The organism is Streptomyces sp. NPDC102283 (assembly GCF_044766265.1).
Lineage (GTDB): Bacteria > Actinomycetota > Actinomycetes > Streptomycetales > Streptomycetaceae > Streptomyces.
Genome location: NZ_JBIWLQ010000009.1, coordinates 340,802 through 350,339, shown reverse-complemented (window position 1 = coordinate 350,339; position 9,538 = coordinate 340,802). Strand labels below are relative to the sequence as shown.

The 9,538-nt window shown below is 73.5% G+C and carries 11 protein-coding genes; 5 read left to right on the top strand and 6 right to left on the bottom strand.

Going from position 1 to position 9,538, the window contains the following annotated elements; all coding sequences use genetic code 11:
* Window positions 1–198: 198 nt before the first annotated feature.
* Window positions 199–654 (bottom strand): hypothetical protein, encoded by a 456-nt coding sequence (locus tag ACIRJT_RS20485; protein WP_403911107.1) that lies wholly within the window; start codon window positions 652–654, stop codon window positions 199–201.
* Window positions 655–782: 128 nt separating this feature from the next.
* Here ACIRJT_RS20485 and ACIRJT_RS20480 point away from each other — a divergent pair, with 128 nt between their 5' ends.
* Together ACIRJT_RS20480 and ACIRJT_RS20475 are read left to right on the top strand one after the other, a co-directional pair.
* Window positions 783–1,976 (top strand): winged helix DNA-binding domain-containing protein, encoded by a 1,194-nt coding sequence (locus ACIRJT_RS20480; RefSeq protein WP_403911105.1) that lies wholly within the window; start codon window positions 783–785, stop codon window positions 1,974–1,976.
* Between the two features lie 71 nt (window positions 1,977–2,047).
* Window positions 2,048–2,257, top strand: coding sequence for a twin-arginine translocase TatA/TatE family subunit (locus ACIRJT_RS20475; protein WP_403911103.1), 210 nt, complete (start codon window positions 2,048–2,050; stop codon window positions 2,255–2,257).
* On the opposite strand, the gene ACIRJT_RS20470 is transcribed toward ACIRJT_RS20475, so the two are convergent.
* The 4 genes from ACIRJT_RS20470 to ACIRJT_RS20455 form a co-directional block, all read right to left on the bottom strand.
* A complete protein-coding gene (locus tag ACIRJT_RS20470) occupies window positions 2,254–3,288 on the bottom strand; it encodes a hemolysin family protein (RefSeq protein ID WP_403911101.1) in 1,035 nt (344 codons plus the stop codon). The genes ACIRJT_RS20475 and ACIRJT_RS20470 overlap by 4 nt on opposite strands.
* Window positions 3,285–4,634, bottom strand: coding sequence for a hemolysin family protein (locus tag ACIRJT_RS20465; RefSeq protein ID WP_403911099.1), 1,350 nt, complete (start codon window positions 4,632–4,634; stop codon window positions 3,285–3,287). Before ACIRJT_RS20465 ends, ACIRJT_RS20470 begins: the two co-directional genes overlap by 4 nt.
* Window positions 4,635–4,975: 341 nt before the next feature.
* Window positions 4,976–5,908 carry a M56 family metallopeptidase gene (locus tag ACIRJT_RS20460; protein WP_403911097.1) on the bottom strand — a complete coding sequence of 311 codons (933 nt, stop codon included), beginning with the start codon at window positions 5,906–5,908 and terminating at the stop codon, window positions 4,976–4,978.
* A 2-nt stretch (window positions 5,909–5,910) separates the two neighbouring features.
* On the bottom strand, window positions 5,911–6,342 hold the full coding sequence (locus ACIRJT_RS20455; protein WP_403911095.1) for a BlaI/MecI/CopY family transcriptional regulator: 432 nt from the start codon (window positions 6,340–6,342) through the stop codon (window positions 5,911–5,913).
* A gap of 368 nt (window positions 6,343–6,710) precedes the next feature.
* Here ACIRJT_RS20455 and ACIRJT_RS20450 point away from each other — a divergent pair, with 368 nt between their 5' ends.
* From ACIRJT_RS20450 to ACIRJT_RS20440, 3 genes are all read left to right on the top strand, one after another.
* Window positions 6,711–7,286, top strand: a complete 576-nt coding sequence (locus tag ACIRJT_RS20450) for a TerD family protein (RefSeq protein WP_047175329.1) — start codon at window positions 6,711–6,713, stop codon at window positions 7,284–7,286.
* Between the two features lie 71 nt (window positions 7,287–7,357).
* Complete coding sequence (locus tag ACIRJT_RS20445; RefSeq protein ID WP_007451990.1) at window positions 7,358–7,939, top strand: TerD family protein; 582 nt, start codon at window positions 7,358–7,360, stop codon at window positions 7,937–7,939.
* Between the two features lie 154 nt (window positions 7,940–8,093).
* Window positions 8,094–8,852, top strand: a complete 759-nt coding sequence (locus tag ACIRJT_RS20440; protein WP_403911093.1) for a hypothetical protein — start codon at window positions 8,094–8,096, stop codon at window positions 8,850–8,852.
* Here the strand turns inward: ACIRJT_RS20440 and ACIRJT_RS20435 are convergent.
* On the bottom strand, window positions 8,755–9,504 hold the full coding sequence (locus ACIRJT_RS20435) for a gamma-glutamyl-gamma-aminobutyrate hydrolase family protein (RefSeq protein WP_403911091.1): 750 nt from the start codon (window positions 9,502–9,504) through the stop codon (window positions 8,755–8,757). The two genes, ACIRJT_RS20440 and ACIRJT_RS20435, sit on opposite strands and share 98 nt — an antisense overlap.
* Between the last annotated feature and the right edge of the window lie 34 nt (window positions 9,505–9,538).

Here is a 9,538-nt window from a genome sequence, read left to right as displayed (position 1 = left end):
AGACCCCAAGCCCTACGTCTGGACCAAGACCGCGGACGAGATCCTCGAACGCCTCGCCTCATATCTGAACAGAATTCCTGACTCAGAAGACTAGGGCGTGATTCGAAAGTCCCGCCTGCTCGGCGGCGCCTGGCACTTCCCCAAGCTCTCGGCTTCGCTCGAGCAGGGGAGGCCCCATCCCTCGCCGCGTTGTCGGGATCACCCCGATACAGCCGGTAACGGGGCGACCCTCCGCCTTGCGATCGCACGCACCGGACGCCGCCGCGACGGCCGACGAGGAGAGCCGGACGTTCTGAGCCGCGCCAGCTCCGCGGCGCCCGCCGGATCCGCGGTCGGCCGCCGGTCCCGCGCAAGAAGGCCGAGCAGTTCCAGCGCCACGGGTTCCGGGAAGGGCGGGAGGGGGATCTCCAGGGCCGTGCCGTCGGCCAGGTCGGGGTGCGGACCCCGGCTCACCACGATGACCAGGGCGTCCCCGGACGGCGGAAGCAGGGGAGCGGCCTCGGAGACGTACCGCACGTTGTCCAGCAGCACGATCAGCCGCCGGTCGGCCGTCAGCCGGCGGTACTGCCGACAGCGGGCGTCGAAGTGCGGCTCCAGCGCCTCGGTGCCCGGGGAGGTCAGCAGTTGTCCGAGCACGTCCCCCGGGTCCGCCACGCCGCGCAGCCGGATCCGGTCGAGGCCGGTACGCAGATTCGCGGCGGAGACGGATCGGATCCCGCCATCGTGTCGGGCGTAGGGTCCGACGAGGACCGGATCACAGGAGACCGAGGGAAGAGGACGGCATGGGCGTCACCGCTCGCGAGCTCAACCGCTCCACGCTCGCCCGGCAGTTGCTGTTGCGACGCGAGCCGCTGGATGCCGCCGAGGGGGTGCGGCGCGTGGTGGCGCTCCAGGCGCAGCAGCCGGCCTCGCCCTACATCGCCCTCTGGAACCGGCTCGCGGACTTCGATCCGGCCGGGCTCGACACCGCGTTCTCGGATCACACCGTCGTCAAGGCGACGCTGATGCGGCTCACGCTCCATGCCGTGCACGCCGAGGATCATCCGGCCTTCCGGGAGGCCATGCATCCGGTGGTTCGAGCCTCCCGGCTGGGTCCCCGCTTCACCCGCTCCGGGCTGAGCGCCGAGGACGCCGACGCGCTCGTCCCCCGGCTGCTGGCGTTCGCGGAGCGGCCCCGGACCACCGCCGAGTGCGAGGCGTGGCTGGGCGAGCGGCTGGGCGCCCCGCCGGGTCCGGGCGCCTGGTGGGGGCTGCGGCAGTACACGCCGCTGCTCCACGCGCCCACCGCGCCGCCGTGGTCGTTCGGTCACCGGCCGTCGTACATCGCGCCGCGGACGAGCCCTCCGCGGACGGATCCGGCGGCGTCGGCCGCTTCGCTGCGGACGCTCGTCGTGCGCTATCTCTCGGGGTTCGGGCCCGCGTCGGTCGCGGACGTGGCGCAGTTCGCGATGGTCCGGCGGACCGGGGCGCGGGCGGCGCTCGCGGATCTGGCCGGGGAGCTGGAGCGGCTGGAGGGGCCGGAGGGCGAGGAACTGTTCGATCTGCCGGGCGCTCCGCGGCCGGACGCGACGACGCCCGCGCCGCCCCGGCTGATGGCGATGTGGGACAGCGTTCTGCTGGCGTACGCGGATCGAGGCCGGGTCCTCCCGCCCGCGTACCGCAGGGTTGTGATCCGTGCGAACGGGGACGTGCTGCCGACGCTGCTGGTCGACGGGTACGTGGCGGGGGTGTGGCGGCCGGTCGCCGGGGGTGTCGAGGCGGCCGCGTTCCATCCGCTGCCCGAGGAGGTCTGGGAGGGGCTCGCCGTCGAGGCCCGGTCGCTGACGGGGTTCCTGGCCGACCGGGAACCGGAGGTGTACCGGCGCTACGGCCACTGGTGGGACCATCTCCCGAGCGCCACCGTGCGGCTGCTGCCCGCCGGCCGGGAGAGGCGCCCGATCCCCGGTTCCGCGAACCAATGCTCTACAAGCCTGTAGATTACGGTCTGCGACCCCGTCAGGGATCCGGCTGACTCCACGTCCGCTCCGCCCCAGAGAAAGCAGCGACCATGTTCGGGATCGGCGAACTCACCCTCCTCCTCCTGGTGATCGTGGCGGTGCTGGCCGTGAAGAGGCTGCCCGATCTCATGCGGTCCGCCGGAAAGGCCGCGCGCATCCTCAAGAGCGAGAAGCAGGCGCTCAAGGACGAGGACGGCGGCCTGCCCAGGCCGGCCCCCCGCGTCATCCGCGGGGAGACGACCGAGCGGGACGCTCCCTAGAGGATGCGCTCGGGGGGTGTCGGCGGGTGCAGCAGTCGGGCGAGCAGGTCGTCCAGGCTGACCAGTCCGGTGAGCCCGCCCGCCCCGTCGCGGACGACGGCGATCGTGGCCCGCCGCTCGCGCAACTGCTCCACCGCGTGTGCGGCGGTGGCGTCCGGGGCCAGTTCCGGGACGGGACGGGCCAGGTCGCGGGCGAGGACGTCCCGCCCTGCGGCGCGGGCCACGAGGGCGTCCCGGGCGTGCACCGATCCGAGGACCTCCGCCCCGTCCCGTACCAGCAGGCGGGTGCGGTCGGCCTCGGCGGCGGTGGCCAGGATCCGGTCGAGTCCGGCGTCCGCAGGGACCGTCGCGATCCGTTCCACGGGGATCCGGAGCGCGGAGACCGGAGTCGCCGGTTCGGTCAGGGACCGGGTCATCAGTCCGGAGTCGCCCTTGCTGATCAGTCCGAGGCGCTCGGACTCCTCGATCAGGTGGGTGAGCTGGTCGCGATTGTGCACCGAGGCGAGCTCGTCGCGCGGGGTGACCCGGCACAGCCGCACGAGCGCGTTGCTGATCGCGTTCAGCAGCCGGATCAGCGGGCGCACGGCGCCCACCACGGCCCGGAAGGCCGGGCTCAGCAGCATCGCGGAGCGCTCCGGGTGGGCGATGGCCCAGGACTTCGGGGCCATCTCGCCGATCACCATGTGCAGGAAGACGACGACGATCATCGCCAGCGCGAAGGCGACGCCGTAGCTGAGGGCCGCGGGCAGCCCGAGCCGCTCCAGCAGCGGGTCCAGCTCGTGGGAGATCGCGGGCTTGGACACGGAGCCCAGGCCCAGGGTGCAGATGGTGATGCCGAGCTGGGCCCCCGCGAGCATCAGCGACAGCTCGCGCATCCCGGCGAGCGCGGCCCTGGCCCCGCGCTGCCCCCGGGCGGCGGCCTGTTCCATGCGGTGCCGCTTGGAGGCGACCAGGGCGAACTCGGCGGCGACGAAGAATCCGCTGCCGATCAGGAGCAGGACCGTCACGAAGAGCGCCATGGGGAAGCTCATGCCTGCGGCTCCTGTTCGGTGGGTCCGGTGGGTCCGACACGTTCGGTGGATTCGGTGGGTTCAATGCGGACGTACTCGGCGACGTGCCGGTCGAGGGTGCGCACCTCGATGCGGGCCGCACCGACGGCGAGCCGGTCGCCTACGGTGGGGAAGCGTCCGAGCCGGTCGATGATCAGCCCGGCCAGGGTGTCGTAGTCGTCGCTCTCCTGGGGCAGTTCGACGCCGGTGGCCTCCTCGATCTCGTCGAGGCGGCGCCCCGCGTCCACGATCCAGCCGGTGCCGTCGGCGACCGCGAGTTCGACGACGGTGTCGGACTCGTCGGCGATGTCGCCGACGAGTTCCTCGGCGATGTCCTCGTACGTAACGATCCCGGCCAGGCCGCCGTGCTCGTCCAGGACGACGGCGAACTCGTCGTCGCGCTCCCGCATCTGCGCGACCGCCGCCGGGAGCCTGAGGAGCTCCGGCAGCAGGAGGGGGCGGCGGGCCAGGGAGCCGACGGTGGTGCGCCCGACATCGGCCGCAGGCAGCCGCATCAGCTCCCGTACGCCCAGGACTCCGGCGGGGTCGTCCGGGTGGTCCCCGAGCACCGGGTAGTTGGAGTGCCCGTGCCGGGCGATCAGCTCGACGGCCTCGGTGGCGAGGGCGTCCCGGCGGACGAACGCCACGTCGGCGCGCGGCACCATCACCTCGCCCAGGTTCCGCTCGGAGAACTCCAGCGCGTGGTCCATGAGTTCGGCCGTGGCGGCCGGGAGTTCACCCTGTTCGCGGGATTCTCCGACGAGGTGGCCCAGCTCCTCCAGGGTCGCGCCGTGGTGGAGCTCCTCGACCGGTTCGATGCCGATGCGGCGCAGCAGCCTGTTGGCGACGCCGTCGAAGACGCGGACCACGGGTCCGACGATCCGCAGGTAGATCAGGGTGGAGGAGGCGAGGGACTTGGCCATGCTCTCGGGCACGGCCAGGGCGAGGTTCTTGGGGGCGAGTTCACCGAGGACCATCTGGATGACGGTCGCCACCACGAACGACAGCACCACGGAGATGCCCGAGACCAGGCCGTCGGAGAGGCCCGTACCGCTCAGGACGGGCCGCAGGAGGGCGGAGACCGACGGTTCCGCGAGGAAGCCGACGACGAGCCCCGTGACGGTGATGCCGAGCTGCGCGCCGGACAGCATGAAGGAGAGCCGCTCCAGCACCTTCACGGCGCGGGCGGCCCGCTTGTCCCCGGCGGCGGCCTCCCGGCCGAGGGTCAGCCGGTCGGCGGAGACGTACGCGAACTCCTGGGCCACGAAGTAGCCGGTCCCGGCGGTGAGGACGAACACGGCCAGCAGGCCGAGCAGGGCGGAGGTCATCGGTCACCCGCCCCGCGCGGGAGGCGGCGGGTGGCCCTGCCCGGGGCCGCGGGTCGGTGACGGTGGGGGTCGGGCCCCGAGGGGCCCGGACTGGCGGACAACGCGTGACTCCTGTCCGGCTGGGTTCTCCAGCCATGGGTTCGAGTGGGACGCACTCCGGCGGGAGGTGAGCACCCGGGCACGATTCTGCATGCCGGGCGGCTGGAGAGCCGCCGTCGACGGGGCCCGCGTTCCGCGGCTGATGAACTCTACAACCCTGTAGTGAAGGGCGAAGGGTGACGGGCACGGCTTCGCGTCTTCCGCGGGGCGCTCGGCCGCGGGGTGGCGCTCCGGCCGGCGGGCTACAGCGGTGTCGCCGCCTCCAGGACGAGGAACAGCGCGACGGCCGCGTTCAGCGCGGACAGCGCGGAGACGGTCGTCCCGGCCGCGGCGACGAGCGCGGCGACGCCGGCCGGGGTGAGGGCGGGGGGCCAGCCCCGGTCCGGCGGCACCGGGCCCAGGAGCGCCGCCACCCGCCTCGGCACCGGGCCCGCCGCGGCGAAGGCGGCGAAGGCCCTGCCGCCGGGCACCGGGCGGGAGACGAGCGCCGCCTTGCCGACCGCGCGCGCCGTCAGCCGGCGGTCGCCGGTGACCCGCGCCGCCTCCTCGTCCGCCCAGCGCTCGGTGCTGTAGACCAGGGCCCCGAGCAGCGGCCACAGCAGCGGGTTGACGCAGCCGGCCAGCCGGGTCGCGAGCAGCAACCGGTGGTGGCGTCCCGCCAGGTGGGCACGTTCATGGGCGAACAGCGCCCGGTGCTCGGCCGGTTCGAGGGAGGCGAGCAGCGCCGTGGAGACCATCACCCGCCCCGGGGAGCCGGGGAGCGCGTAGGCGTACGGGACGTCGTCCGGCAGCACGGCGACGTCGCCGCCCGGCAGGCCCGCGAGCGCCCGGTGGGCGCGTGCCCGGAAGCGGTAGTGGCGGTGGACGGTGAATCCGCAGGCGGCCGTCACGACGACGAGCGCGAGGATGGACGCCTTTCCCGCGAACGCGTCGTGCGGCACGGCCTCGCGGACCTCGGCGTCGGACCAGCCGTCGGGCAGCGGGTTGCCGGGCAGCTGGGCCGTGCCCACCACCACCAGCAGCCCGAGGCACACCAGGCTGCAGGAGGCGAGGATCACGGCGACGGTGGCCAGCAGCCGGGCCGCCCTGCGGGGGTGCAGGTGCTGTTCGGCCAGGCGCGCGATCGGCAACGCGGTCAGGGGCAGCACGAGGGGCAGGTAGACGAAGACGCCCATCGTCAGCGCTCCGGCCGGTCCGAGGGCGTCGCGGGGTCGTCGGGACCGCTCTCGGCGAGCAGGGCCCGCAGCAGGTCCTCGTCGTGCGAGGAGAGGACGGAGACGAAGCTGGAGAGCACCGCGTCGCGGTCGCTCTGCTTGTCGAGGAGCCGGCGCATCCGCAGGGCGGCGAGCCCCGCCTCGTTCGCCACGGGCTCCCACAGGACGGGGCGGCCCCGCCCGGTGCGCGTGACCGCCTGCTTGGCGTGCAGACGCGTCAGGATCGTGATGACGGTGCTGTACGACAGGCCCGCGCCGAGCCGTTCCACCACCCAGGCGGCGGTCACCGGCTCGCTCGCCCCGCCCAGCACCGACAGCACCTGGGCCTCCAGCTCGCCCTGGCCGCGCCTGCGGGCAGGCGATTCCCGCTCGCCACCGGCTCCTTCGGCGTCCACGGCCCGACCCCTCTCCTCGTCCGACCGCCCGGCTCTCTCCCGTTCGGCCGCCCGGCCGTGGCGCTTCGCCTGCCGGGCGTCGGGAAATCGTATCCAGCCGGTGGCGGCAGCGGCGACCGGCCGGGGCCGGGCCGCCCGTTTCCCGGCTTCTGGCTCCCGGCTCCTCACCGCCTGCCTCCCACCTCCTCACCGTGCCCACCACCCCCGCACCCTCCGCCCCTCCGCCCCTCTGGCCTCTGGCCTCTGGCCCCTGGCCCTCAAAATCTACAGTGCTGTAGATTTTCCCTGTAGTCGCAGCGCGTCCGCGCCGTCACCCGTGGCGTGGCCGCCACCACGTGAACACCCGTCACCGCACAAGGGAGAACATCATGGGCGTGAGCCTCGCCAAGGGCGGAAACGTCTCGCTGAGCAAGGAGGCCCCGGGGCTGACCGCGATCCTCGTCGGTCTCGGCTGGGACGTCCGCACGACCACCGGCACCGACTACGACCTGGACGCGAGCGCGCTGCTCTGCGACGAGGCGGGCAAGGTGCTGTCCAACGAGCACTTCGTCTTCTACAACAACCTCAAGAGCCCCGACGGGTCGGTCGAGCACACCGGCGACAACCTCACCGGTGAGGGCGAGGGCGACGACGAGATCGTCAAGGTCGACCTCGCCTCGGTGCCCGCGACCGTCGCCAAGATCGTGTTCCCGGTCTCGATCCACGACGCGGAGAGCCGGGGTCAGAGCTTCGGCCAGGTGCGCAACGCGTACATCCGGGTGGTGAACCAGGCGGGCGGCGCGGAGATCGCGCGTTACGACCTGAGCGAGGACGCCTCCACCGAGACGGCGATGGTCTTCGGCGAGTTGTACCGGCACGGCGCCGAGTGGAAGTTCCGCGCGGTCGGGCAGGGTTACGCGTCCGGCCTGAGCGGCATCGTCGCCGACTTCGGCGTCAGTCTCTGAGTCGCCGGGGTCCGGACGCGCAGGCCCTACCGTAGTCACCCCAGGCACACCCAGCCACCGAAGGCGGAACGATGACGATCAACCTCACCAAGGGCCAGCAGGTCAGCCTCACCAAGTCCGGCGGCGGCGAGCTCGGCGTCGTACGGATGGGGCTGGGCTGGAAGTCCGCTCCCCGTAAGGGATTCCTGGCGCGGCTGACCGCCCGCGAGATCGACCTGGACGCCTCGGCGGTGCTCTTCGCGGGCCAGGCCCCGCAGGATGTTGTCTTCTTCCAGCACCTGACCAGTGACGACGGTTCGGTCCAGCACACCGGGGACAACCGGGTCGGCGGGGCGGGCCAGGGCGGTGACGACGAGTCCATCGTCGTCGATCTGCGACGCGTTCCGGTCCATGTGGACCAGATCGTCTTCACGGTGAACTCGTTCACCGGCCAGACCTTCGAGGAGGTCGAGGCGGCCTTCTGCCGTCTGGTCGACGAGAGCAACGGCCAGGAGCTGGCCCGGTACACCCTGACCGGCGGCGGGCGGCACACCGCCCAGATCATGGCCAAGGTCCAGCGGTCCGGCTCGGGCTGGCAGATGACCGCGATCGGCGCGCCGGCGGACGGGCGGACCTTCCAGGACCTCATGCCCGCGGTCGCGCAGCACCTCTAGGAGCACACTCCGGAACACACCTCCGGAACGTCTCGAACGCCTCACCGGGCAAGCCGGCGGGGGTGCGCACGTGCCGCGTGCGCACCCCCGCGGTCCGGGGCGCAACACACCCACCACACAGGTGTCGGCACACCTGTGTCGACCGAGGGACAGCATGGGCAGCCCTTCCCGGCTCGGGGACGAGGACAGATCCGACTACGGACACGCGCTCGACGAGGTGATCGCCTCCCCGGAGTTCCAGCACCTGCTCGAACGCTCGGGTCTCCCCGGCGGCCGGCTGCGTGTCCGGGGCCTGGCGGCCGTGGCACGCACGACGTCCGCCGCCGACGCCGAGTACCGGCGGTACGCGGCCCTGCGGCGGCGGGCCCGGGGCGGTCGGCAGCAGGCCAGGGTGTCGCCGCTGTCCGGTCCGGGCGATCAGGAGCGGCCGGGGGCCGGGGTGCTCGCGGTCCTCGGAGTGCTGACGCCCGTGCTCGCGGCGGTGGCCACGGCGACGTTCCTGCTGCTGGGCTACGGTCTGCGACTCGTCGAGGCCCTGCCCGCCCTGGCGGGCACCCTCGTCGGCGTCGGCTGGTTCAGCCTGGTGGTCGCGGCGGTCACGGCCCTGGTCAGCGTCGTCGCCCTCTACCGCACGGCGGCGAAGCAGTCGGCGGTCGGCGCGGCGACCGTGCCCGACCGGCTCCCCGCCGTCGAGGACGCCCGTGAGGTGTGGCTCGCGGCGTTGCGCGAGCGGGGGATCAGGCCGTTCCTCCTCCAGGAGCTGGCCGACGCGGCGACGCCCACGCCGGACGCGGGCGAGGGGCACGGCTCCCGCTTCAGCTCACCGGCGTTCGCGGGGCCCGACTTCTCCGGTCCGGGGTTCGAGGGATCCGGCGGGACCGCACCCCTGCCGCCCGGACCAGGGAGGTCATGACCCGGGTGTCCTCGCCCATCTCCGGGTGCCACTGCACGCCGAGCACCAGGCTGCCGTGCCCGGGGAGTTCCAGGGCCTCCACGGTCCCGTCGGGTGCGTGGGCGGAGGCGACCAGGCCGCCGCCGAGCCGGTCGACCGCCTGGTGGTGGTAGGCGGGCACCACGGCGGTCTCCGGGACGGCGTCCGCGTACGCGGTGCCGGGCACGGGGGTCACCGGATGGCTGCCGAAGACGCCGGTGCCGCCGGTGTGGTCGTCCAGGTGCTGGTGCAGGGTGCCGCCGAGGGCGACGTTCAGGAGCTGCATGCCCCGGCAGATGCCGAGCAGCGGCACCTCCCGTTCGATCGCCGCCCGGATCAACGCCAGCTCCCAGGCGTCGCGTTCGCGGGCCGGGGGGCCGGTACGGGGATCGGCGACCGCCCCGTAGCGCGCCGGTTCGACATCCGCTCCCCCGGCGATCACCAGCCCGTCCAGGGCGGCGACGGTGTCCCGGGCCGCGTCCCGCGCGTCGTCGGGCGGCAGCAGCACGGCGAGCCCGCCCGCCGCCCGGACGAGGCGGGGATAGCCGGCGGGCAGCAGCACCGCCGGCATCTCCCACACGCCCCAGCGGGCCTGGTCCTGGTAGGTGCTGATGCCGATGACGGGCCGGGACATGGAACGGACTCCTTCGGGTCGGGTGATCACGCGG

Excerpts from the sequence above, each read along its gene's own strand:
- ACIRJT_RS20470 (WP_403911101.1), bottom strand. The coding sequence starts at position 3,288 with ATGAGCTTCCCCATGGCGCTCTTCGTGACGGTCCTGCTCCTGATCGGC.
- ACIRJT_RS20440 (WP_403911093.1), top strand. The coding sequence starts at position 8,094 with ATGGGCAGCCCTTCCCGGCTCGGGGACGAGGACAGATCCGACTACGGA.
- ACIRJT_RS20475 (WP_403911103.1), top strand. The coding sequence starts at position 2,048 with ATGTTCGGGATCGGCGAACTCACCCTCCTCCTCCTGGTGATCGTGGCG.
- ACIRJT_RS20480 (WP_403911105.1), top strand. The coding sequence starts at position 783 with ATGGGCGTCACCGCTCGCGAGCTCAACCGCTCCACGCTCGCCCGGCAG.
- ACIRJT_RS20445 (WP_007451990.1), top strand. The coding sequence starts at position 7,358 with ATGACGATCAACCTCACCAAGGGCCAGCAGGTCAGCCTCACCAAGTCC.
- ACIRJT_RS20435 (WP_403911091.1), bottom strand. The coding sequence starts at position 9,504 with ATGTCCCGGCCCGTCATCGGCATCAGCACCTACCAGGACCAGGCCCGC.
- ACIRJT_RS20460 (WP_403911097.1), bottom strand. The coding sequence starts at position 5,908 with ATGGGCGTCTTCGTCTACCTGCCCCTCGTGCTGCCCCTGACCGCGTTG.
- ACIRJT_RS20465 (WP_403911099.1), bottom strand. The coding sequence starts at position 4,634 with ATGACCTCCGCCCTGCTCGGCCTGCTGGCCGTGTTCGTCCTCACCGCC.
- ACIRJT_RS20450 (WP_047175329.1), top strand. The coding sequence starts at position 6,711 with ATGGGCGTGAGCCTCGCCAAGGGCGGAAACGTCTCGCTGAGCAAGGAG.